Source organism: Pirellulales bacterium (assembly GCA_019694455.1).
In the GTDB taxonomy this organism is placed as follows: Bacteria; Planctomycetota; Planctomycetia; order Pirellulales; family JAEUIK01; genus JAIBBY01.
Genome location: JAIBBY010000001.1, coordinates 290,450 through 312,698, shown reverse-complemented (window position 1 = coordinate 312,698; position 22,249 = coordinate 290,450). Strand labels below are relative to the sequence as shown.

Genomic DNA, 22,249 nt, shown 5'->3' with positions numbered 1-22,249 from the left:
ATTTGAACCGCGTCGTGCGGATGGGGTGGGTCGATGGGCAGGTTGCCAATGCGGTTGCATGGCCTTTTATGCTATTCCAATAGGGGGGGCTGGCCAAGGCAAGCCGGACTGCATTGGATAACTGGCCTTACCGTTACATCGGGTATCCAGGGGCGATTCAGCCTGTATTTTCTGCTTTCTCCCGCGAGTCAGGAGCTCGCGGCGTGATCCTAAATACCCGTGTGGTCTTGAGTTCCCGCAATACCTTGTCCATCGAATCGGGGCGGTCGGCGGGCTTCTTCGCCAGCATGCGTCGCACTAAATCACAGAACTCTGGGGTGACATTACGGTTGCTAGCATCCACCGACGGGGCATTGGTCCTCAGGTGTTTGCGCAAGAGATCATTTGAGTCACCGCCGGCAAATGGCGGCTTGCCCACCAGTAGCTCGTAAATTGTGCAGCCAAAGCTGTACACGTCTGCGCGCTGGTCGAGGGCGTCGCCGCGGATTTGTTCCGGGGACATATAGCTGCGAGTGCCTTGAATCTTGCTGGACCCGCCAAACAGCTTCATCAGTCCGCTACGCTTCTTTTGCGCCAGCGCAAAGTCGATCAATCGCACGTCGCCATCGGCAGTGACCAAATAGTTTTCTGGTTTCACATCGCGATGTATCCAGCCCTGATCGTTGAAATACGACAGCGATTCGGCCGCCTGTTCGATGATCTTGGGAATATGGTGGACGATAGCGTCCAGCCCACGGCGCACCCACACCTTCATATTGGGGTGCGCAAAGTACTCCATCACCAGGAAGTTGATGCCACGATCCGCGCCGATCTCGTAGATGCGGATCACCTTGGGGTGCTTAAGCGCCGTGCCGACCGCGTACTCGTGCTTGAGATAGCCGAGTTGCTCCCGATCCTTGCGAAAATCGGCCAAGAGCATCTTGAGGGCGAAACGCTCGCGCTTCGCCTCGTGCATCACCTCCCATACCTGGCTCGTCTGACCGGTCATCACCAGGTTCAGTAGCCGATAGGGACCCAGATTGTCCTGATTACCGCGCGACACTCGATGCTCTGTTTGCGTAGTGTGAGTGGGAGCGTTTTCCGATCAGCCGGCGTATCGGATGCCGCGTTGAGTTTGGTGGCCATTGCCTGTTGGGCGTTCGCCAATGATGCGGCCCGCTCAGATTAGTCTAGTTGGCGCCGCCAGGACCGACAACGCGGCGCGGGAGCGCGGTGGGATCATCGCGGGTCGGGCGTTGTTCCACGCCACGGCTGGCATTACAACGTGGCACGGGAGATTTTCAACGCAATGTGAGCCCTGTATGAAAGCCGCGCAGATCGTGGCGCCTCGGCAATTGGAGTTCGTCGAGACGCCGATTCCCACGCTCGATGGACTGCCCGGCGAGCCGATTCTCGTCAAGCTGCATGCCGGGGTGCTGTGCGCCTCCGATTTTCCGCGTTGGACGGGCGGCGAGTTCAATGTCGCGTTCCCACGTCCGCTGGGAGACAGCTTGCACGAATGTGTGGGAGAGATCGTCGCCAGTCGCTCGCCGCGATTTCGCGAGGGAGATCTGGTGCTGGCGATACCGTACGACCAACGTGGCCTGACCGAGTACTTTGTCACCGAGGGCAATATGGCGGCGTCGCTGCCCAGTTTCCCTCAGCGAGAACTGCTGATCCTTGGTCAGCCACTCGGCACCATTCTGTGGGCCGCGCGCAAGTTGCCGAACTTGCTCGATCAAGACGTCGTAGTGATTGGTCAAGGCCCCATTGGCCTGATGTTCGATCATCTGTTGGCCAATATGGGAGCGCGCCGCGTGATTGCGCTCGACAAGATCGACTACCGCCTGGAGACTGCGCGCCGGATGAAGGCCACGCACACGGTGAACGTGGATCGCGACGATCCGCGCGCCGTGATCGCCGATCTCACCTCCGGGCGCGGCGCCGACGTGGTGATTGAGGCGGTGGGGCATCAACCCGAAACAATCAATCTGGCGATCGACCTCTGCCGCAAAGAAGGGACGGCGCTGATGTTTGGGGTGCCGGCCGAGGAGCATTATCCGCTCGCCGTTTGGCAGTTGATGCTCAAAAACATCCGCTTGATTGCGTCAATCCATCCTTGGGTCGAGCGCGATCTGCCGTTGGCGCTCGATATGATCACTCAAGGGCGGATCGATGTGTCGCCCTTGATCACGCATCGGCTGCCATTCGCCGACGCGCAGGCCGCTTTCGAGATGGCCGTCGCGCGGCGCGACAACCCGATCAAGATTCTGATCGATGTGGATACATCAAGCTGGTGAAATGGCGGACAACTCGCCTACCCCCCCTGCCCTGCCCCGCAGCATTGCCTGAACATTGCACATTGAATCAACCGGGCGCGGCGGACGGCTTTTTTGTCTCGCCGGAGAATCGGAGTACAATCGATCCGGAGACCTTGCGATTGTTGCAATTGCTCGAAGGCATCAAGCGGCAGTCGCGCGAACGAAAGAAGGCCGCAGCATGAAAACCATCGTGATCGCACTCGCCTTGACCCTTGGCGCCGCCGCGCCAGCCGGCGCCCAATGGGGGCATCCGCATCATCATCGCCAGCAGCCATTCAGCTACACCTACATGCACCTGCCGGCCTTGGGGGGCGCGACCCTGATCGACGCGCAGGGCGCCCCGCCTATGATGGCCAACCCGTACTTTGGCGGCTTTGCTCCAGCGCCGTACTACGCCCCGCCGCAACAAACGTCGTGGTGGTGGTTCCGCTGGTAGCACTGCGGGGCGCGGTGGCGCTGGCTCGGTCGGCTCAAGTCGGCGCGACCAGAAAATCCGGCGTCGGCCACCGCGCCCACAACCTATCCTGCGCGCGATCGTTTCGCGTTCAGCAGTCGCTCATAGATGGCGCGAGTTTCCTCGGTCATCCGCTCGTGACGAAACAGATCGGCGAAGCGCCGGCGACCCTCGGACCCCAGTCGCTCGCGCAGCTTGGGATCGGCGGCCAGTTCCAGCAGCGCGCGGGCCATGCCAGGCACATCGCGTGGAGACAATAAATAGCCCGTCTCCCCTGGAATCGCCACCTCGCGCGCGCCGTCGATGTCGTAGGTGACAACGGGTTTTCCGGCGATCAGCGCCTGCGGCAGCGCTCGGGCGAGCCCTTCTCTCAGGCTGGCGTGCGCCAACACATCCATGGCGCCGATCAATTCAGGAATCCTCTCGGGCGGAACCAAGCCGGTGAAGCGGAAATACTCGTCGAGTCCGCTCCGGTGGATCGATTGCTTCAATTCCGCGGCCAAGACGCCGTCGCCCACAAAGAGAAACCGCGCCTGCGGCGCCGAGCGCACCAACTGTTCGGCGGCGGCGATCACATCGTCGTGCCCTTTAAGATGAAATAGCCGAGCGATCTTGCCGATCACGACATGCTCTGGCGCGAATCCTAACTCAGCGCGGACGCGATCGCGCTGCGTATCTGCCGCCAAGAATGGCGCCACTTCCATCCCGCTATAAATCGTGGTGAATCGCTCCGCAGGCGCAATCCCCTCTGCCACCATCAGGTCGCGCATGGCGTCGGCCACGCAGATGAAGTGATCACACGAGCGCGCCGCATAGCGTTCGCATGCCTGGAACAGTGTGCGGGCGGCGGCGCTTTGATACGGATGCCAAGGCGCGCCGTGAACCCCATGCACCACCACCGGCACGCCGGCGCGCCGTGCGGCGATTCGTCCCAACACTCCGGCCTTTGCGCTATGCGTGTGGACCACATCGGGGCGATAGTCGCGCAGCAGGCGTTTGAGTTGTCGATAGCTTACCGCGTCGCGCAGGGGGTGAATCGCGCGGCGCAATTGCGGCACGATCGCCAAAGGGATGCCCGCCGCCTTGGCCCGCTCGATCAAACTTCCTTCGGGGCCCAGCGGCGGACCAGTGATGAGCAGCACTTCGTCGCCGTGGCGGTGTATCAGGTCTGCGCAGTTGTAGACCGTGTTTTCCTGAGCGCCTCCCAGAATCAAACGAGTAATGATGTGGGCCACGCGCATGGCTATTCACCCCGCGTCGCCTCGGCTGCGGCATGATCCGAGACCAGCAACAATACATCGGGAGGATAGTCCACCCGCAGCAGAAATAGACCCTGCGCAGGCGCAGTGGCGCCGGCCTGACTTCGATCTTGCGCGGCGAGCACCGCCGTGGGCCAATCGATCGATCGCGTGCTACGCCCCACTTCAACTAACGTGCCGACGATGGCGCGCACCATGTTGTACAAGAACCCGTCGGCCTCGATTTCGAAGTCGATCAACGACGGATGGTCAGTGCGCCGCTCGATGGCGATCTCGCGAACGGTGCGCACGCTCGACTCGCGGTTGGGCCATTGGGTCTCGAAGCTGCGAAAATCGTGTGAGCCCACTAGCGCCCCCGCCGCCTGCCGCATGGCGCCGACATCGAGGCGTTGCCGCACATGCCATGAGTGATGACGGTGAAAGACGTCGCGCGTGGGCCCGTCGTGCAGCACGTAGCGATAGCGCTTGCCGATGCAATCGCGAATGGCGTGGAAACCGGGCCGCGCGTCGACAGCGCGCAGCACCGCGATGTCATGCGGCAATTCAGCATTGAGGGCGCGCTGCAACTGCCCGGCGGTCAATCGACTCTCGGTGTCGAAACTGGCCACTTGCCCCAGTGCATGCACGCCCGAGTCGGTGCGGCCACTGGCGATGACCCGCGTCGGTGTTCCGGTGATTTTAAGAACCGCGGACTCGATCGCGGCTTGAATGGTGGGCTGCTCAGCCTGCACCTGCCAGCCCGCGTAGGCGGCGCCGTCGTACGCGATCGTGAGTTGAATAGTGCGCAATTGGCGATTCGTGTTTCAGCGGGCGACGCGCGGCATGGCCCCCTGCCCTGCCCGCGCGGGCCGTCACTCTATTGTTGGCAACAATCCGCTAGTGGCCAATCGCCGCAAAGTTAGCGCGCGGCGACCTGGGCGCCTCGGGTACGGGCGATCACCTCGGCGATTTGCACTGCGTTCGTCGCCGCCCCTTTGCGTAGATTGTCGCTGACGCACCAGAACGCCAGTCCATTGGGGCTGGACAAGTCCTCGCGAATGCGGCCAATGAACACCTCGTCGCGGTTGTCGCAAGTGAGCGGCATGGGGTATTGCTTGGCCGCCAGGTCGTCGACCACCACAATGCCCGGAAACTCGCTAAACAGGCGTCGCGCTTCTTTGACTGTGATCTTGCGCTCGGTCTCCACGAGAATGCTCTCGCTGTGACAGTTGCTCACCGGCACGCGGACGCAGGTGGGACAGACAGCAATCGTGTCGTCGCCCATGATCTTGTGCGTCTCATGCACCATTTTGATTTCTTCCGAGGTGTAGCCCTCGTGCTTGGACGAGCCGATTTGCGGTATCAGGTTAAAGGCAATCGGGTGGGCAAACGTCTCGTAGCGGAACTCGTTGCCCGTTTGGTGGGCGCGGGTGCCGTCTTCCAGATCGCGGCAACCGGCCAGGCCGGCGCCGCTGGTCGCCTGATAGGTGCTCACCACCACGCGGCGCACCCGCGCGGCGTCGTGCAGCGGTTTGAGCGCCACCACCATCTGCGTGGTGGAGCAATTGGGACTGGCGATGATGCCTTGATGCTGCTCGATGGCGTCCGCATTTACCTCGGGCACCACCAACGGCACCTTGGGGTCCATCCGCCAGTAGCCGCTTTCGTCCACCACGACACAACCACGTGCGACCGCCCAGGGCACAAAGTCGCGGGCAGTCTCGTCCGGCGTGCTGCCAATGGCCAAATCCACGCCTTCGAAGGCCTCCGGAGTCATTTCGACTACGACCTGTTCTTGGCCTCGAAACATGATTTTCGAGCCAGCGGATCGTTTGGAGGCCAGCAACTTGACGCGCTCCGCGGGAAAGTTGCGTTCTTCCAACAGCTTGAGAATGATCCGGCCCACGGCGCCGGTGGCGCCTACGACGGCAATCGACTCGAACACCTTGACTCTCCGTATTGCTGACAGCCGGGCCGCGATCGACCCGGCGAATCGGACAGTATAAACCAGCAGCCTCGAACCAGACAATTCGTGGCAAGCCCGGGTTCGGCCAAGGCGGAGCTGGTATCCGAGGCGCCTCTCCCTGCCCTGCCCTCCCCTACCCCGCGGCACCAGTCAAAAACGAGAAAACTTGGATTGAATTGCCAGTCGGCGCCTGCTCGAATCAGCGGTGCGCCGATGAGCCATGGGAAACACTTGCAGTTGGTCCAATACAGAGGGTCAAACTATGTTAGACGCGCTGGCAAAAAATTGGTGGGTGCTGCTCATCCGCGGCGTTGCCGCGATCGTTTTTGGCGTGCTGGCTTGGATCTGGCCGGGAGTCACGCTCAAAGTGGTGATCCTGCTATTCGGCATCTATGCGATTTCGGACGGCATTGCCGCCGCCTGGTTCGCGTTTGCCGCTCCCGGTCGGACGCTGTGGGGCTTATTGGTCGTCGGCATCATGAGCATCATTGCCGGCGTGGGCGCGATCCTCTGGCCCGGATTGACGGCGGTCATGATGTTGAGTGTAATCGCCGCTTGGGCGATTGTACGCGGGGTGTTCGAGATCATCGCGGCGATTCAACTTCGCGCGCACATCGAAAACGAATGGGCGCAGGCCCTCGAAGGTTTGATCTCGATCGCCTTTGGCGTGATGCTGTTCGCCTGGCCGGGCGCCGGATTATTGAGCCTCATGTGGCTCGTCGGCTGCTTCGCCATTGGCCTGGGAATCGTCGAAATCATGCTGGCGTTCCGACTCAAGGGAGTTGGCGCCAAGATCAGAGAAGCGACCTAGCGGCCTTCCGCTACGCCACGGCGGAGGTTTCTCCGGCGCGGCTCTTCCGCTGGCGCGGGGTCCCTGCCCCGCCGCGCACGTCGAGCGGCAGCAGTTCCGGTTCCGATTGCTGGGGCGCCTGACGCTCGACGATTGTGCGCACCAGCCACGGCGAGACGAACGCTAGGTTGCCCACCAGCATGATGAGGCCGAAGGTCGGCATTCCCAAGAAGAGTCCGATTCCCAAATGCAGCGGCACGGCCAGCGCCAGGACCAGCGGCCGCGTCAGTCGGGGCCAAACCAGCGCCGGATAGCTTAGTTCCCACAAGACGGTGACATGCGTCATCGCCGCGATTGCCAGCGGCCAGCCGGCCAGCCAAGTCATGTCGATCGATTGGTATTCCAGGTTGCCGACCGCGCCCCACAGCGCGCTGCCATCCCACCAAGCCGGACCTTGCAATTTGGAAATACCGGCGAAAAAGTAAATCACGCACATGTGGAGTTGAATGAGGCGAATACCGATCGTGGCGCCGACGCTCGGCGCCACTTCGCTCGCTCTACCCGAACGCCGTTTGGCCAGCCAACGATCGACCGAGTAGCGAGCGCCGCAAGGCCCCACCATCAGATACATGGCCAACAGCGCGTTGAGTTGATCGAGCCCAAACAGCGCGCCGGGCAGTCGATTGACGTATGCCACGACGATGAGATAAGAGAGCACCGACGCCATGCGGCTAAAGAACCCAACCGTCAAGCAGGCGAACACCACCAAGCCGGCAAGATGGACGGCGTACAAGGTGGCGGTTGACTGTGTGTGCCAGAGATAGCTCCACGGGTAGGGCGAATCGTAATACGCGTTTACCGCGGCGTTTGACAGCCACGCGTTGGGACCGAAGAAATCATCGAGTCCAATCGTCCACACCAGATGGGTGTAGAACATCATGGCGCCAGCCAGGATGCGAATCAGCGAATAGGTCGCTGGGTCGCTGGGAGCGAACCAAAACCGATCCCAACCGGCCATGCACGCCTTGTACAATTCGCGGAGGTATTGCACGGCTAGCTTCATTGTTAATCCGCCACGTAAGTGCGTGTGTACAGCTCCTGGTATAGCGTGGGGTCGTTCAGAGGACGCCCGCGCAGTACCTCTTCCGGGTAAGGAATCAGATGGCGCGTCAGGTGCAGCGTGACACGGCGCGCGTCGTGCTTCTTGAGGAGATGGTTGGCGTAGGAATTGCTGTATTGCTCAAACACGCGGCGCTGCGGCGAGGCTGGATCTTCGCTGCTTTGGGCGCGCTCGTGCAGCATGTTGAGGAACTCGGTGAGCATGAAGTGCCGGTGATAGAAGAGTCGCGGGCGATTCGCCGTGCGGCTGGGAATCGTCGCGGTTACGTTGCGACCGTCCGCTAGCTCGAGTTCGTACTTCAACAGATGACTAGGGCCCGGCTGGGGAGCGAAGAAGTGGTAGCCGTGATTCAGATACGCGGCTTGCACATATGGCTGCAGCAGCAGCCAAAGTCGCCCCGCGATGGGGGACCCTTCGATCGACAAGGGACACACGATCACCGCGGTGACGTGAACGATCAACAGCGCGGAGATCACGAGCTTCCAGCCGCGTGACAATCTGGGACCAATTGGCGCCTGAGCGGCATCGGTGGTCGAAATGGCCATTGTCGGGCGGCGCGGCGCAGACCCGCGCCCAATGGGAGCAAAGTTGGACGAACTGGTCTTGTTATCGGCCGTCTAAGGCCAACACGCAAGCCAAACCTCGCCAGACGGCCGCAGGCGGAAAAAAAGAAACCCTCGCAAGGCGCTGCGGCCTTGCGAGGGTTTTCGGAAGTCGCACTAGGAGTCGCTCGGCGACTAGCGCTGGGCGACCGCGGTGTTGTCGAAATCAACCGACAGCTCACGGGTTTCGCCACCGATGAGCGACAGATTGGTTTCCTTGGTCAGAGTCTGGCCATCGCGGTTCAACTCAACGCGAACGGCATAATCGGACCAGGTTTGACCGTCGGTCAGCTTCGCCGTCGAGAACTCGCGGAGCTCGCCGGTGCTCTTGGTCTCCATGCCCGACAGATACACCTTGGCATCGGCCGGAACACGCAGCAGCAGGGTCGTCTTCACTGGCTGACGAGCGACGCGATCAGTCTCCCGTCCATCCAGCGAAAACTTGACGTTGGCCCGCTGGCCGCCGACCACCACTACCTGCTTGGTCTCGGTGACGGTCTCGCCGTCACGCATGACCTCGGCGCGGATCTCGTAGGCATAGCTGGCGTTGTTCTTCAGCCCGCGCGAAACGTAGTGCCGCGCGGCGCCGGTGCTGTTGGTCGCAGCGCCGTTGACGAACACCTTGGCATCGCCCGGAACCTGAACATTGAGCAGCACCGCATCGGCATCGACCGGCATATAGGCCGAGCTGCCTTCAGCCGGGGCCGTGCCTTCAGCGGCCGGCGCCGGAGCGGCCGGAGCGTCGCTCGGCGAACCCGGTTCGGTCGGCGGGGCAGGTTGTTCGATCACGTCTTGAACTTCGTAACCGGAGGTGTAGCCCGACGAGCCACCGCTGGAGCCGTAGCTACCGCCCGACGAACCACCACTCGATCCCCAGCTTCCGCCCGACGAGCCGCCGCTGGAACCCCAGCTACCGCCCGACGAACCACCGGCATAGGCATAGCCGCCGCTGGAACCCCAGCTTCCACCCGACGAACCACCCCAATGGTGATGCTTGCGGAACCAACGATGATGATGGCGTCCCCAGCCGCCCGACGAGCCGCCGCTGGAACCCCAGCTTCCGCCCGACGAACCACCCGAGCTACCCCAACTGCCACCACTCGATCCGCCCCACGAACCGCCCGAGCTACCCCAAGAGCCCCAGAAGGCGTGGGCGTCGGCGGCCATAAATAGCCAAGCGGCGAGGCCGAGCCCCGCGATCAACGGTAACTTCTTGAAATTCCCAGACATCAGTGTGGTGCTCCCCGAAAAGGTTGCCTAAACGACGTGTTCTAACTTCAGAACATACCAACAGTAGCACGCAATTCAAGAAACTGCGGTGACTTTTCGGGGTGCGAAGGATGCAAAAAATATACATTCGGGGCGGAATAAGGTGAATATTTCATACCATTAGGCGCGAATCTAACGGTGGTAGGGCACGGCCGGTAGTGGTTTGGCGACGCCGCACTTCGACGCTCGGGGGCGGGCGCAAGCCGTGCGAGAGTGGCAGGACGAATTTACCGCCTTATGACATGAAGAAGCGCACAAGAAGTGCAATCTGGCGATTCGCGGCGCAATGCCGGAACTGGCGTCAGCGATTGCGGTCTTTGATCGTGCTAGCGCTTATGGCTTCTTTGGGGGGGCAGCCGACGTGTGCTGCAAGACCGTGAGCTGGAGATCGTCGATCGACAACTCCCCTGCCCCACCGAATAGCCCGATGCGCACAATGCCCTCGCGCGCTTCGCTGGGAATGACAAATCGCCGCGAGATTTTTTTCCAAGGCATGTCGCTATACCAAGGTCCAAGCGCGATCTCGCCAATCAAGTCGCGCCGGTGATCATAGAGCATGATGGCCGCGTCGGCCGATTGCGACGCAACGGGGCCCGCTTGAATCGCCGCAGTCTTCACCTGCGCGCTGAACTCCACTTCGCGAATGTAGCGGCCATCGAGATGCATGCCTTGCAACGCGGCGCAGCCATGCCCTAGTCGCGGGCTGGCGAGCAGCATGTAGTTGCGCCCTTCCGGCGCTTCTTCATCGACCACCAAGCGACACTGCCGCTGGTAGTGCCAAGCGCTCGCCTTGGGCGGATTTTCTGAAAACTCTTCAAAGCCGGCGTTCAGAATCTCGGGCTTGGTCAGATCGGGCAGAACCTGACGTCGCTCTTCGGCGGCGCCGGTCATCGGGACGAACAACACCGGCAATAGCGCCTCCTGCACCAGCTTTCCATCTTGCTTGCGATAGCGGAAGAGTCGCTGCTGATAGCGCTCGCCAAGCGGAATCACCAATTGGCCCCCTTCTCGAAGCTGGTCGATCAAGGGCTGGGGGATGTTCTCGGGCGAGCAGGTGACGATGATCTTGTCGAACGGCGCGGCTTCCGGCCAACCCTTGTAGCCATCGCCAATGCGTGTGTGAATGTTTTCATAATTCAGGTGTTTAATCGTCTTGGCGGCGCGTTCGCCAAGCGGCCGAACAATTTCGATCGTGTAAACATCGCGCACAACAGGGCTAAGCACCGCCGCCTGGTAGCCGCTGCCGGTGCCAATTTCCAGCACTTTGTCGGTCGGTTGCGGATCGAGCGATTCGGTCATGTAGGCCACAATGAATGGCGGCGAAATGGTTTGCCCTTCACCGATCGGCAGCGCCATGTCGTAATAGGCCAGCGCGCGTTGGTCGGGGGGGATGAACTCGTGCCGGGGCGTGTCGCGCATCGCCTGGATGACGCGCTCGTTTTTCACACCAGCCGCCACTACGTCTTCGTCCACCATGCGGTTGCGTGACGTGGCAAAGGGATGCCTGGGCGCCGCGCTAGCTGCTACTGGCGATCCCAAAACGAGAATGAGAATGAGGGGAAGCAGGCGACTAAGCAATGGCGCGGTCTTCATGTCTCCTCCGGCTTCAAGCGGCGCGCGACGTGCAAGCGCGAACCATAATGCAATTTTAATCCACGCTCCACCCAGATTTGCCAAACAACAAGCGCGAGTCTGGAGTTCGCTCGGCTTCTCTCGCCCAAATGGCCACATTTTGCGATAATGCCCGGGTCGTAGTCGAAACGGGAATCGCCCAGGGCCTTTGTGCGCGCATGTTGAACGAAAAGCTCAAAGATTTTGTCGCCTCGCGAATCCTCTGCCATGTGCAGACGCCAGCCCAATACTTGGGCGGCGAATTAAACATGGTCGTCAAGGATCATGGTCGACTCCGCGGCAAGCTATGTCTGGCGTTTCCAGACGCCTACATCATTGGCATGAGCCATCATGGCTTGCAGGTGCTCTATACCCAGATGAACAGCCGCGCCGATTGGGCCTGCGAACGGTCGTTTACGCCGCTCCCCGACATGGAAGCTCAACTGCGGCAGCACGCCGTGCCGCTGTACTCGCTGGAAACCTTCACGCCGCTGGCCGAGTTCGATGTGATCGGCTTTAGCCTCCAGTACGAGATGGGCTACACAAACATCCTGACCATGCTCGATCTGGCCGGTCTGCCGCTGCGCGCCGCCGAGAGGACGCTCGAACATCCGCTGGTGATTGCCGGCGGCCCGTGTGCCCAGAATCCCGAGCCCCTGACGCCATTTATCGATCTGTTCGTCACGGGCGACGGCGAGCCGAGTTTGCCAATCATCTGCGACGAGTGGTTGGCGCGCGTCGAGTCGCTGCGCGCCGCAGGGGCGATCGCCAGCGGTGAAGCTGGCCGACGGCAGCGTGAGGAATTGCTGGCCGAACTGGCCGTGCGGATTCCGTTCGCCTATGTGCCGCGCTTCTATGAGCCGGAGTATTTTGACGATGGTCGGCTGGCCGCGCTCAATCGCACTCGCTCGGACGTGCCCGACAGCATCGAACCGGCGGTGATTGGCGACCTGGAGGCGATGCCGCTCCCCACGCGGCCGATCGTGCCGTATATCGAGTGCGTCCACGACCGCATCGCCATCGAGATCATGCGCGGTTGCCCTTGGCAATGCCGCTTCTGCCAGAGCACGGTCATCAAGCGACCACTGCGCTTTCGCACGGTGGAGACGATCGTGCAGGCCGCGCTCGAAAGCTATCACGCGACGGGCTACAACGAGATTTCGCTGTTGTCGCTTTCAACTAGCGATTATCCGCACTTCGAAGAGCTTATGCGCCGCATGAGCGAGGTCTTCACGCCGCTGGGAGTGAACGTCTCGGTCCCCAGTTTGCGAGTGAACGAGCAGCTTAAGAACGTGGCGACGATGCTCTCCACCGATCGACGCGGCGGCCTGACCTTAGCTCCGGAGGTGGCGCGCGACGACATGCGCGAGCAGATCCGCAAAAAGATCAGCAACCAGGATCTGTACGACGGTTGCCGTGAGGCCTTCAAGCATGGCTTCCATCGCGTGAAGCTCTATTTCCTGTGTGGGCTGCCGGGTGAGCGACCGGTCGATCTCGATGGCATCATCGACATGGCGGAGACCATCTCGCAAATCGGCCGCGAGGTGATGGGCCGGCCGGCGCAAGTAACCGCCAGCGTTTCGAACTTTGTCCCCAAGGCGCACACGCCTTACCAGTGGAACGAGATGCAGCGTCGCGAATATTTTCAGTGGGCGCACCGGTATCTCAGGAGCCGGGTCAGAATGCGCTCGGTGAGCGTCAAATGTCACGGCGTCGAGACCAGCCTGCTCGAAGGGGTCGTCAGCCGTGGCGACCGCCGCGTGGGAGAAGCGATCGAACTAGCCTGGCGGCGTGGCGCGCGTCTCGATGGTTGGACGGAACATGCCAAGCCCGATCTGTGGTGGGAAGCGCTGCGCGACGACGGCGTCGACGTCGAAGCGGCGCTGCATCGCCCCTACGCCGTGGATGGCCGATTGCCGTGGGACCATCTGAATGTGAAAAAAGGTCGGCAATACCTGGAGAAGGAGCACGGCCGGGCCACAGTACAACTGGCGGCGATGGCCAGCGCCACTTGAGCCGCGTCATCAGGGCGTTGCCGCGCGCTTGTAACCTTGGCGTACGGCGCTTTCGAAGTACACCTTCGCCGCCGCCTGATTGCCGGTAGCTTTAGCCCGGTCGCCGCGCGCCGTCAGCTCGTCCGCGAGGTGGAGTTGCCGCGCTCGCGGCACGCTCATGGCCGGGCGGCCAGCCGAACTCTCCTTGGCTCGTGCGAACTCCGCGACCAGATCGACAGTGGCGCCGCGCCGCGCTGCCGACGGCCAATCGCGCGGTGGCTCGTGAATCGTCACATGGACGCTGGCGCTACCGGCGCTTAGCACTGTGCTCATCGGCCCTGCGCCCCCCTGCCCTTCCCTACCGCGCTGCATGCCACCGAGTTTCGCGCCGGCGGGTTTTAGTCCCGTGTGATATCGGTTGCGGGCTTGACGGGCGGCTTCAGTGAAGCCGGCGCCGCTATCGGGCACAGAGACGCTGGTGTCGACCGAGAAAGACGAGAAGGTGGGTAGCTGCACCGTAGTGGGTTGCTGCCCAAGAGCAACGGCGCCCTCGATCGCGACGGTGAATGCGGCGATGAGTATCCATCGCATGGCATGTTCCTTAGCGCGGCGCCCCCTGCCCTTGCAATTTATGGCCCAGCGATCAGCGGAGCAATGATTCACGTAGCAAATCGCGGTGCGTGGCAGAAACCCGTAGCAAGCACGATACAATTCCTGCATGCGAAGGGCGCGTTTCAAAGTGCCGTTAAGGTGTGCTTTAGCAGTGCTGCTGGCCCCGATTTTCATGATTGGCTGTCCAATTATCGGCATGAGCATTGGAGCCGCGCTGGGAGTCGCTGCGGCCAAGTTGGGCTTCGCAGTGCTCGTTTATCCTCTTTTCGCAATCGGCATCGTCGCGGGACTGGCCGCCGGACCGATCTGCTGCGGCAAGCTCTATCACTATTTGGACGCTAGGGTGTGGCGCGGATCGGAATAGCTGGGTATCGCGCACGATTCCGGCGCCATTTGTTGCTTGCTGCCGGTCGTCGATTTACGATGCCCATCGCGTTTTTATGAAATCAATCGCCGCTGCGAAAGGACGACCATGCGCGTCGCTGTTTTATTCTCGCTGATCCTGCTGCTGTCATTTGCGCCGCTGCGCGCGGCCGACGAAGCCCCCGTGGTTCCGCCGCGCGAGGGAAAGTCGGAAACTATAGAACTGTTCAATGGCAAGGATTTGACTGGCTGGACCGGGCATCCTCATCTTTGGTCGGTGCAGGACGGAGTGATCGTCGCCAAGAACACCGACCCGATCAAAGTGAGCACTTACCTGTTGACCGATCGCAAGTTCAGCGATTTTCGGCTGTCAGCCACCGTCAAGCTGGTTGAATCCGAGATGCACTCCGGCATTGCCATGTGGGGCCGCAACGCCCCTGAGCACGGTGATAAATACACTTACGCCGGCCATCTGGTGATGTTCCCCTCGGGCTGGGGCATGTACGACCTGTTTGGCCGCAACGGCCTGCCGGTCGATGGCAAGCCGGCCATGGCGGTTGGCAAGCAGCACGATTGGAACGACCTGGAAATCCTCGCTCAAGGCAACCGCGTGCGCGTGGTGGTGAATGGCACGCAGGTGGTCGACTGGCGCGACCCGGAACCAGATCGCGTCAAGGAAGGTCCGATCGGTCTGCAACTGCACTCAAACACCGTGCCGCAGGAAATCCACTTCAAAAACCTGATTCTTACAACCTTTCCCGAGGACAAGCTGACCACGCTTAAATGAGGGCGAAATCAGCAGCGCTGCTAGCAAAAGAGGTCGTGCTCAAGTTACCGGCGCGGCCTCTTTTTTTTGCGCTGGCGCCGCAATGACAGGGCGACGCTGCCGTTCTGGCGCCAAAAGGTAGCCGCCCGTTGCGCGGCGGTCCTGGACTCGCATTACTCCGTCATTGTCCAAAGCCGAATCGCGATCGCCAGTTGCGCTTGCGGTTGGCGTGATGGCCGCGAGGCGACAATGGTTTGGCGCCTGAAATGCGTTCGTGGTTGGTAGCGGCGAGACGATCAAATGACGCTGAAGAATCAGTAAGAATCGAGCGCGACGCGCGAACCATTTGTGTCCCTCGCACGTATAGAACCGAAACGGAAAGGAGAGTTGCATCATGGTACGTGGATTGGTTCCCTGGACCGAGTTCTCTCGTCCACTGGTCGACTTGCGCCACGAAGTGGACACCTTGTTCGATCAGTTCTTCAAGGGCGGCTCCGATGCGCCTGCGCCGCAGGTATTTGCGCCCCGCACCAACTTTTGCGAGGCGGAAGACCACTACGAAGTCACGGTGGAGCTGCCGGGCATGAAGGCCGAGGACTTTCATATCGAGCTCAAGGAGGGCGAGTTGTGGGTCACCGGAGAAAAGAAGTTTGAGGAAGAGCAACAAGGCAAGACCTGGCACCGCATGGAGCGGTACTACGGGCAGTTCCGTCGCGTGATTCCGTTGGCCACCGCGGTCGACGAGGAGAAAGTTGCGGCGGAATATAAGCATGGCGTGTTGACGCTCAAGCTGCCGAAGGCGCAAAGCGCGCGTCCCAAGCAGATTCACGTCAAGACGAACGAATCGTAAGCGTCTGACAGGGCGCGGAAACTTGCCGCTGGCCCGTTGAACTCGGGTGATGGAAAAGCCGGCGTCGCGCGCGAGCGCGCCGCCGGCTTTGTTTTTTTGCTTGCCAACTTTTGATGCCTCATGGGGGCAAGGGCCAATTGACGCCCAAGGCAAGCTCAATTTCCACGGCCCCTGATCCAGCGTCCTTGGGCCGGCAGCGCTGGGGACTTCTGGCAAGCGCGGCCGGCGAGGTGGTTCTTTCCGGGCGGTAACCTCTCGCTCCTTGACCCCAGGCGGCGCGGCGTCGTAGACTCGCCGGACTTAAGCATCCGGGATCTTTGCCAATCACACTCGGGCCGCGTATGGGCGCCTCGCCGCTTGCATTGACGACCTTCAGTTTTCCCACGCTCATCCGCTATGGCGCCGGCGCGCGTCGCGCGCTCGAGGAGTTCGCGCAGTCGCACCAATCCAAGCGCCCGCTTTTGGTGACCGACAACGGCCTGACCAAGACCGAAGCGTATCGGCTGATTGCGGCCGAGATGGATCGTGTCTGGCCTGGTTCGTGGTGCGCCTTTAGCGAGGTGCATCCCAATCCGGTCGAGGCCGATGTCAATGGCGCCTGGGCGGTCTACAGCGAAGCCGAGTGCGACGCCATTGTGGCCGTGGGGGGTGGCAGTGCCCTGGATGGCGGCAAGGCGGTGCGGATCAAGGCCGCCTTTCCCGATCGCGAACTGGCCGACGCTCCGATGGCCGATCTGCCCGCGTGGTTGACGCCGATGTGCGCCATTCCCACCACCGCCGGCACTGGCAGCGAAGTGGGGCGCAGCACCGTCATCACCATTGAGCGCTGGAACCGCAAAGCTGTGTTCGGCGGCCCACCGCTGATGCCGAATCTGGCGATTCTCGATCCCGAGCTCACGGTGGGCTTGCCACCGCATCTGACCGCCGCCACCGGCATGGACGCGATGACCCACGCCATCGAGTCGTTCGTCTGCCCCGTGTTTCACCCGATGTGCGATGCCATCGCGCTGGAAGCGGTGCGACTGGTGCGCCTCTTTCTGCCGCGCGCCACCCGCGACGGCAAAGACCTGGAGGCGCGCGGCAACATGCTCATCGCGGCGGCGATGGGCGCCGTGTCGTTCCAAAAAGACCTTGGCGCCGCGCATTCGCTGGCGCATCCCTTGTCCACGGAGTTCGGCGTCCATCACGGGTTGGCCAATGCCATCGTGCTGCCGCATGTGGTGCGATTCAACGGCGAAGTTGATAGCAAGCAATATGGCCGCGTTGCCGAAGCGCTAGGGCTGGCCTCTGGCAAGGACCCCGCGGAACAGGTGGCGCAATTCCTTGCCGAATTGAATGCCGAACTAAAGATTCCGCCACGGCTTCGCGAGGTGAAGGTGACGGAGGAACGGCTTCCCTATTTGGCGAAGAAAGCGATGGAAGACGGCTGCCATTTGACTAACCCACGGTCTTGCACCGTGACCGACATGCTGCGCCTCTATCAAGCCGCCTGGTGAACGAACCATGACCGAGACTAATTCATTGCAGTTCCCCAGCGCTCTGGTCATTGATGGCGCGCTGCGCGAGTCGGCCACCGGCGGCACGATCAAGTTGACCGAGCCTGCTACCGAGAAGCCGCTGTGCGAAGTGCCCGCCGCTGGCAAGACCGAGGTGGAGGCGGCGCTGGTGGCCGCTGAACGCGCCTTTCGAGAAGAACTGTGGCAGAAGCAGACGGTGCCCAGGCGCAGCGAGACTCTGCTGCGCATCGCGGCGCTGATTCGAGAAAACGCCGAGCGCCTAGCGACCATCGAGGCGCGCAATGTCGGCAAACCGATCGAGGACGCCCGTTGGGAAATCAACGCCGGCGCACGTTGTTTTGAATACTACGCCGGCGTGATCAACGCCTTCACGGGCGAAACGATACCGACTCGTAACGAAGGTTTTGATTTCACGCTGCGCATTCCGGTGGGCGTCGTTGCCGCGATCGTTCCTTGGAACTTTCCGTTCTTGATGGCCTGCTGGAAGGTGGCGCCCGCCTTGGCGACCGGCAATTCGGTGGTGCTCAAGCCGGCCAGCCTGACTCCGCTCTCAGCCCTGGAATTGGGCAAACTCGCGCTCGACAGCGGTCTGCCACGCGGCGTGCTACAGGTGCTTGCCGGCCCGGGGGGCAAGATCGGCGATTTTCTGGTCAGCCATCCCCTCACGCGCAAGATCGCCTTTACTGGCGAGACGACGACCGGCACGCGGATCATGAAGCTCGCCGCCGACGACATTAAGCGGGTCTCGCTCGAATTGGGAGGCAAGAGCCCCAACCTCATCTTTGCCGACGCCGACATCGAAGCCGCGGCCGAGGCGGCCCCGCTTTCGGTTTTTGCTAACACGGGCCAGGACTGTTGCGCCCGCAGCCGCATGCTGGTTGAGCAAACAGTCTACGACCGCTTTGTAGAAGCCTTTGTTGCCGCCACTCAAAAGATTATTGTTGGCGATCCACTGCAAAACTCGACGCAAGTCGGGCCGATGGTTTCCGCAGGCCAGCGGCGACATGTGGAGAGTTATATCGACCTGGCGAAGAGCGAAGGCGGGCGCGTGCTGACTGGCGGCAAGCAGCCTCATTCGACCGGTTGGTATCTCGACCTCACGATTATCGATCGGCTCCCCAATCAATCGCGTGTATGCCAGGAGGAGATTTTCGGCCCGGTCGCGTGCGTCATCCCGTTCAAGGGCGAAGCCGAGGCGGTACGACTGGCCAACGACTCCTTGTATGGTCTCTCCGGATCGATTTGGACTCGCGACGTCGAACGCGCGCTGCGCGTCGCCCGCAACGTCGAAACCGGCGTACTGAGCGTCAACACCAACAGCAGCGTCTATCAAGAAGCGCCGTTTGGCGGATTCAAGCGCAGTGGCTTCGGGCGCGACCTTGGCATGGAAGCGATGCGGCTCTATACCGAAACTCGCAATGTCTTTGTGCGCGTGCCCGGCTTTTGACGACAAAAGATTTCTTCGCCAACAGGAACCTCGCGATGAGCAATACCGAAGAAGCCCTGGCATGGCTCCCCGCCTGGTTCAGTCCTGAAGAGATCGACACGGTCGTCGTCGCCTTCCCCGATGTCTTCGGGCGACTCATGGGCAAGCGGATGACCCGCAGCCACTTTCTGCAGAGCGTCGTCAAACACGGCACACATGCGTGCAACTATCTGTTGACGGTGGACATGGAGATGAACCCGCTCGATGGCTTTCGCCTGGCGAGCTGGGATCAAGGCTACGGCGATTTTCATCTCAAGCCGGTCTTGGGCACGCTGCACGCGCTTCCCTGGAGCCGCGGCACGGCGCTGGTGCTGTGCGACCTGGAGCACGAAGCAGGAGGTCCAATTGTCGAGGCGCCGCGTTCGATCCTCAAGGCGCAGATCGAGCGTCTGGCCGCCAAGGATATGTCGGTCTTTATGGCCTCCGAGTTGGAGTTTTATCTCTTTCACGACAGCTATGAGTCGGCCGGCCAAAAGCGCTATCAGCAGCTCGCGCCTTCGTCGGACTACCTGATCGACTATCACGTGCTGCAATGCGGTCGCGATGAAAACGTCTTGCGCCGCATCCGCAACGAAATGCACGAGGCGGGCATCACGGTCGAAGGCAGCAAGGGAGAATGGGGACGCGGCCAGCACGAGCTGAACTTGCTCTATGCCGAGGCGATGCAAATGGCCGACCGCCATGTCATCTTCAAGCATGGCGCCAAGGAGATCGCCGCGCAGGAGGGGCGCGCCATCACCTTCATGGCCAAGTTGGCCAGCGATCAGGCAGGCAGCAGCTTTCACCTGCATACCAGCCTTTGGAACGCCGAGGGCAATCGCTCGCGATTCGTCGACAAAAGCGACCAGCCAACGGGTGAATTCCGCGCGTTTCTCGGCGGACTGCTCAAGTACGCCCGTGAGATGTCATATTTCTTCGCGCCGACGATCAACAGCTACAAGCGATTTCAGGTGGCCAGTTGGGCGCCGACTTCGCTGGTGTGGGCGCATGATAACCGGACCACGGCATTGCGCGTGGTGGGACATGGCGCATCGCTCCGCATCGAAAATCGCGCGCCGGGCGCCGACGCGAATCCGTACCTTGCCTACGCGGCCACCATCGTGGCCGGCCTACAAGGCATCGAAGAAAAACTCGATTGCGGCGAACCGTACGCCGGCAACGCCTACATCAACGATTCATTGCCGCGACTTCCCAAGTCGCTCGACGAAGCCGCCGATCTGCTCGACGGCAGCCAGATGGCGCGGCGGGCGCTGGGCGACGCAGCGATCGATTTTTATGTCCACACGGCGCGGCTGGAATGTCAGGCCTACCGCGCCGCGGTCACCGATTGGGACTTGATGCGGTACTTCGAACGAATTTGACCCCCCTGCCCTGCGGAGAGATTGTCGATGTTCACACTCGGCCGCGCGCTTTGGGGCGTGCTCTTTCCGCTGTCGGCGCCGCTGGGAGAGCGATCGACGCCGAGTGACCACACGGAGCGCGTCTGGTGGGCGCTAACGTGCCTCCTTGCGGTCATCCCGCTCACCGCGCAGTTGCATCACGGCATCTTTTATCGGCCGCGCTGCATGCTCAATGATTTTGGGCCCGATTATACGCTGGATGTCGTCGCCCGCTGGATCGCTCGCGATCCTTCTCTGGCGTGGGCGCTGGTTTATGCCGGCCTCTTGTACTGGCTAGGCGAGCGCCTTTGGCTGGTGCGTTTGGCCGTGGCGCCGTTTTTCATCGCGTGGGTTCCCTTTTCGCTCTGGATCTGGGACATCCCGTTCACCGGCCGGATCATCTGCGAGTGGGGGCACGACAAACGCCCTCTGGTGGGCGGCTTTGTTATGCGCACGGCCTACCTCTACATATTCTGCGCGCTGTTGCAGGCGCTGCTGGTGGTCGTTCTTGCCATCCGCAGCGCTCACGGCAGGCAACGGCTCAAACCGTCGTAGCTTCGGTGTCGGTGATCGCCGCTTCGACGTCGGCAGGCGTGTCGACCTTTTCCGGCGGCGAAATCACGCCCCCCAGTCGACCGTAGCGTCGTAGCTCGGGATAACCCAGCGCCGTCAAACCCACCACGATCAACGTGCCGACGCCGCCGGTGACCACCGACAACACGGGGCCGAAATAGTGCGCCACCATTCCCGACTCGAAGCCGCCCAACTCGTTGGAGGCGCCGATGAACAGGCTGTTCACCGCGGATACGCGGCCGCGCATCGCGTCGGGTGTGAGCGTTTGCACCAGAGTATGGCGAATCACCACGCTGATGTTGTCGAGCGCGCCAATCATGAATAACGCCGCCAAAGAAAGCGCGAAGTGGGTCGATACGCCAAAGACGATAGTGGCCAATCCAAAGCCCACCACCGACCACAATAGCGCGCGCCCCGCCTTTTGAATGGGAGGCAACGCCGCCAGCGCGAACGCCATTAGCAGCGCTCCGATCGCGGGCATGGCGCGCAGCCAACCATAGCCGACCGCATCGACCTTGAGAATGTCGTCGGCAAAAATCGGTATCAGCGCTGTGGCCCCGCCCAGCAGCACGGCCACCATGTCGAGCGCGAGCGCAGCGAACATCACTTTGGTTTGATACACGTAGCGCAGGCCAGCGGCCAGCGCGACCCAACCTGGCTCGGATTCGGCGCGCTGTTGTGGCGGAACACGCATGCGCCAAAGCAAGACCATGAAACTGGCGGCGCAAGTCGCATCGAGTAGATAGACAGTCCAAGCATGCCCGGCCCAGGCGATCACACCGCCCGCCAGCGCCGGACCGCCAATCGACGCTAAGTGAAAGCCACCGGTGCTCCAGGTCACCGCGTTGGCGAACTTTTCACGCGGCACGATGAGCGGCACAATCGCCGCCTTGGCCGGCTGTTGAAAGGCGCGAATCATCCCGACCAGTCCCAGGCACGCATACATGCCCCAGATCGGCCCGCGCGTGTACGAGATCCAGGTCATGGTGGCCGACACCGTAGTCATCGCCGCCATGCAGACCAGCAAGATCGACTTGCGATTCACACGATCGGCTGTGTGTCCCGCCGGGAGCGCCAAGAATAGGACTGGCAGGAATTGCACGAGGCCCACCAGGCCAAGATTGAGCGCTTCGCCGGTGCGATCGTAGATGTCCCAGCCCACTGCCACCGACTGCATTTGCAGTCCAATGACCGACACCAGATTGCCCCCCATGAAGCGGCGAAAGTCGGCCAAGCGCAGTGCCGAAAACGGGTCGTGCGCTTCGTCCGAACTGGGTTGCTCGTCGCGGTGGGGCATCTATGTCCGTGGTGAGTGGTCGAGATCGACCGCTACATTGTCGCTGTGTCCGTTCGTGGCGC

The 22,249-nt window shown here is 61.6% G+C and carries 21 protein-coding genes; 11 read left to right on the top strand and 10 right to left on the bottom strand.

Features of this window, described 5'->3' with window-relative positions:
* Positions 1-157 precede the first annotated feature (157 nt).
* A complete protein-coding gene (locus K1X71_01245) occupies positions 158-1,042 on the bottom strand; it encodes a serine/threonine protein kinase (GenBank protein MBX7071745.1) in 885 nt (294 codons plus the stop codon).
* A gap of 259 nt (positions 1,043-1,301) precedes the next feature.
* Between K1X71_01245 and K1X71_01240 the strand changes: the two genes are divergently transcribed.
* Positions 1,302-2,279 carry a zinc-binding dehydrogenase gene (locus tag K1X71_01240; protein MBX7071744.1) on the top strand — a complete coding sequence of 326 codons (978 nt, stop codon included), beginning with the start codon at positions 1,302-1,304 and terminating at the stop codon, positions 2,277-2,279.
* 199 nt (positions 2,280-2,478) lie between these two features.
* Complete coding sequence (locus K1X71_01235) at positions 2,479-2,736, top strand: hypothetical protein (GenBank protein ID MBX7071743.1); 258 nt, start codon at positions 2,479-2,481, stop codon at positions 2,734-2,736.
* 83 nt (positions 2,737-2,819) lie between these two features.
* On the opposite strand, the gene K1X71_01230 is transcribed toward K1X71_01235, so the two are convergent.
* The 3 genes from K1X71_01230 to K1X71_01220 all read right to left on the bottom strand — a co-directional run bounded on the left by K1X71_01230 (position 2,820) and on the right by K1X71_01220 (position 5,937).
* A complete protein-coding gene (locus K1X71_01230) occupies positions 2,820-3,995 on the bottom strand; it encodes a glycosyltransferase family 4 protein (protein ID MBX7071742.1) in 1,176 nt (391 codons plus the stop codon).
* Positions 3,996-3,997: 2 nt separating this feature from the next.
* Complete coding sequence (gene truA / locus K1X71_01225) at positions 3,998-4,801, bottom strand: tRNA pseudouridine(38-40) synthase TruA (GenBank protein ID MBX7071741.1); 804 nt, start codon at positions 4,799-4,801, stop codon at positions 3,998-4,000.
* A gap of 110 nt (positions 4,802-4,911) precedes the next feature.
* The gene (locus K1X71_01220) at positions 4,912-5,937 is read right to left on the bottom strand and encodes an aspartate-semialdehyde dehydrogenase (protein ID MBX7071740.1); all 1,026 of its coding nucleotides are present in this window, start codon (positions 5,935-5,937) and stop codon (positions 4,912-4,914) included.
* Positions 5,938-6,220: 283 nt separating this feature from the next.
* Here K1X71_01220 and K1X71_01215 point away from each other — a divergent pair, with 283 nt between their 5' ends.
* The gene (locus K1X71_01215; GenBank protein ID MBX7071739.1) at positions 6,221-6,769 is read left to right on the top strand and encodes an HdeD family acid-resistance protein; all 549 of its coding nucleotides are present in this window, start codon (positions 6,221-6,223) and stop codon (positions 6,767-6,769) included.
* Positions 6,770-6,779: 10 nt separating this feature from the next.
* Here K1X71_01215 and K1X71_01210 read toward each other — a convergent pair whose 3' ends face one another.
* From K1X71_01210 to K1X71_01195, 4 genes are all read right to left on the bottom strand, one after another.
* Positions 6,780-7,811, bottom strand: coding sequence for an HTTM domain-containing protein (locus K1X71_01210; GenBank protein MBX7071738.1), 1,032 nt, complete (start codon positions 7,809-7,811; stop codon positions 6,780-6,782).
* Positions 7,812-7,813: 2 nt separating this feature from the next.
* Entirely contained in the window at positions 7,814-8,413 is a 600-nt protein-coding gene (locus tag K1X71_01205; protein ID MBX7071737.1) for a hypothetical protein, read from the bottom strand.
* A gap of 192 nt (positions 8,414-8,605) precedes the next feature.
* Positions 8,606-9,700, bottom strand: coding sequence for a TIGR03000 domain-containing protein (locus K1X71_01200; protein ID MBX7071736.1), 1,095 nt, complete (start codon positions 9,698-9,700; stop codon positions 8,606-8,608).
* Positions 9,701-10,072: 372 nt separating this feature from the next.
* Positions 10,073-11,470 (bottom strand): protein-L-isoaspartate(D-aspartate) O-methyltransferase, encoded by a 1,398-nt coding sequence (locus K1X71_01195; protein MBX7071735.1) that lies wholly within the window; start codon positions 11,468-11,470, stop codon positions 10,073-10,075.
* Positions 11,471-11,529: 59 nt separating this feature from the next.
* Between K1X71_01195 and K1X71_01190 the strand changes: the two genes are divergently transcribed.
* Positions 11,530-13,365: a TIGR03960 family B12-binding radical SAM protein gene (locus K1X71_01190; GenBank protein ID MBX7071734.1), complete on the top strand. Its 1,836-nt coding sequence runs from the start codon at positions 11,530-11,532 to the stop codon at positions 13,363-13,365.
* A gap of 9 nt (positions 13,366-13,374) precedes the next feature.
* Here K1X71_01190 and K1X71_01185 read toward each other — a convergent pair whose 3' ends face one another.
* Positions 13,375-13,935 (bottom strand): hypothetical protein, encoded by a 561-nt coding sequence (locus K1X71_01185; GenBank protein MBX7071733.1) that lies wholly within the window; start codon positions 13,933-13,935, stop codon positions 13,375-13,377.
* A 217-nt stretch (positions 13,936-14,152) separates the two neighbouring features.
* Here K1X71_01185 and K1X71_01180 point away from each other — a divergent pair, with 217 nt between their 5' ends.
* The 7 genes from K1X71_01180 (at position 14,153) to K1X71_01150 (ending at position 20,872) form a co-directional block, all read left to right on the top strand.
* A complete protein-coding gene (locus K1X71_01180) occupies positions 14,153-14,320 on the top strand; it encodes a hypothetical protein (protein ID MBX7071732.1) in 168 nt (55 codons plus the stop codon).
* 108 nt (positions 14,321-14,428) lie between these two features.
* A complete protein-coding gene (locus tag K1X71_01175; GenBank protein ID MBX7071731.1) occupies positions 14,429-15,106 on the top strand; it encodes a DUF1080 domain-containing protein in 678 nt (225 codons plus the stop codon).
* Positions 15,107-15,479: 373 nt separating this feature from the next.
* Positions 15,480-15,935: an Hsp20/alpha crystallin family protein gene (locus K1X71_01170; protein MBX7071730.1), complete on the top strand. Its 456-nt coding sequence runs from the start codon at positions 15,480-15,482 to the stop codon at positions 15,933-15,935.
* A 362-nt stretch (positions 15,936-16,297) separates the two neighbouring features.
* A complete protein-coding gene (locus tag K1X71_01165) occupies positions 16,298-17,431 on the top strand; it encodes an iron-containing alcohol dehydrogenase (protein ID MBX7071729.1) in 1,134 nt (377 codons plus the stop codon).
* A gap of 7 nt (positions 17,432-17,438) precedes the next feature.
* Complete coding sequence (locus K1X71_01160; GenBank protein MBX7071728.1) at positions 17,439-18,899, top strand: aldehyde dehydrogenase family protein; 1,461 nt, start codon at positions 17,439-17,441, stop codon at positions 18,897-18,899.
* A 35-nt stretch (positions 18,900-18,934) separates the two neighbouring features.
* Complete coding sequence (locus K1X71_01155; protein MBX7071727.1) at positions 18,935-20,299, top strand: glutamine synthetase family protein; 1,365 nt, start codon at positions 18,935-18,937, stop codon at positions 20,297-20,299.
* Positions 20,300-20,326: 27 nt separating this feature from the next.
* A complete protein-coding gene (locus tag K1X71_01150) occupies positions 20,327-20,872 on the top strand; it encodes a hypothetical protein (protein MBX7071726.1) in 546 nt (181 codons plus the stop codon).
* Here K1X71_01150 and K1X71_01145 read toward each other — a convergent pair.
* Positions 20,859-22,187, bottom strand: a complete 1,329-nt coding sequence (locus K1X71_01145) for an MFS transporter (protein MBX7071725.1) — start codon at positions 22,185-22,187, stop codon at positions 20,859-20,861. The genes K1X71_01150 and K1X71_01145 overlap by 14 nt on opposite strands.
* Positions 22,188-22,249 lie beyond the last annotated feature (62 nt).

What these genes read in the sequence shown, in the direction of transcription:
- K1X71_01195 (MBX7071735.1), bottom strand. Translation starts at nt 11,470, where the DNA reads ATGTGGCCATTTGGGCGAGAGAAGCCGAGCGAACTCCAGACTCGCGCT.
- K1X71_01160 (MBX7071728.1), top strand. Translation starts at nt 17,439, where the DNA reads ATGACCGAGACTAATTCATTGCAGTTCCCCAGCGCTCTGGTCATTGAT.
- K1X71_01185 (MBX7071733.1), bottom strand. Translation starts at nt 13,935, where the DNA reads ATGCGATGGATACTCATCGCCGCATTCACCGTCGCGATCGAGGGCGCC.
- K1X71_01155 (MBX7071727.1), top strand. Translation starts at nt 18,935, where the DNA reads ATGAGCAATACCGAAGAAGCCCTGGCATGGCTCCCCGCCTGGTTCAGT.
- K1X71_01230 (MBX7071742.1), bottom strand. Translation starts at nt 3,995, where the DNA reads ATGCGCGTGGCCCACATCATTACTCGTTTGATTCTGGGAGGCGCTCAG.
- K1X71_01180 (MBX7071732.1), top strand. Translation starts at nt 14,153, where the DNA reads ATGAGCATTGGAGCCGCGCTGGGAGTCGCTGCGGCCAAGTTGGGCTTC.
- K1X71_01235 (MBX7071743.1), top strand. Translation starts at nt 2,479, where the DNA reads ATGAAAACCATCGTGATCGCACTCGCCTTGACCCTTGGCGCCGCCGCG.
- K1X71_01215 (MBX7071739.1), top strand. Translation starts at nt 6,221, where the DNA reads ATGTTAGACGCGCTGGCAAAAAATTGGTGGGTGCTGCTCATCCGCGGC.
- K1X71_01205 (MBX7071737.1), bottom strand. Translation starts at nt 8,413, where the DNA reads ATGGCCATTTCGACCACCGATGCCGCTCAGGCGCCAATTGGTCCCAGA.
- K1X71_01150 (MBX7071726.1), top strand. Translation starts at nt 20,327, where the DNA reads ATGTTCACACTCGGCCGCGCGCTTTGGGGCGTGCTCTTTCCGCTGTCG.
- K1X71_01200 (MBX7071736.1), bottom strand. Translation starts at nt 9,700, where the DNA reads ATGTCTGGGAATTTCAAGAAGTTACCGTTGATCGCGGGGCTCGGCCTC.
- K1X71_01210 (MBX7071738.1), bottom strand. Translation starts at nt 7,811, where the DNA reads ATGAAGCTAGCCGTGCAATACCTCCGCGAATTGTACAAGGCGTGCATG.
- K1X71_01170 (MBX7071730.1), top strand. Translation starts at nt 15,480, where the DNA reads ATGGTACGTGGATTGGTTCCCTGGACCGAGTTCTCTCGTCCACTGGTC.
- K1X71_01175 (MBX7071731.1), top strand. Translation starts at nt 14,429, where the DNA reads ATGCGCGTCGCTGTTTTATTCTCGCTGATCCTGCTGCTGTCATTTGCG.
- K1X71_01145 (MBX7071725.1), bottom strand. Translation starts at nt 22,187, where the DNA reads ATGCCCCACCGCGACGAGCAACCCAGTTCGGACGAAGCGCACGACCCG.
- K1X71_01190 (MBX7071734.1), top strand. Translation starts at nt 11,530, where the DNA reads ATGTTGAACGAAAAGCTCAAAGATTTTGTCGCCTCGCGAATCCTCTGC.
- K1X71_01240 (MBX7071744.1), top strand. Translation starts at nt 1,302, where the DNA reads ATGAAAGCCGCGCAGATCGTGGCGCCTCGGCAATTGGAGTTCGTCGAG.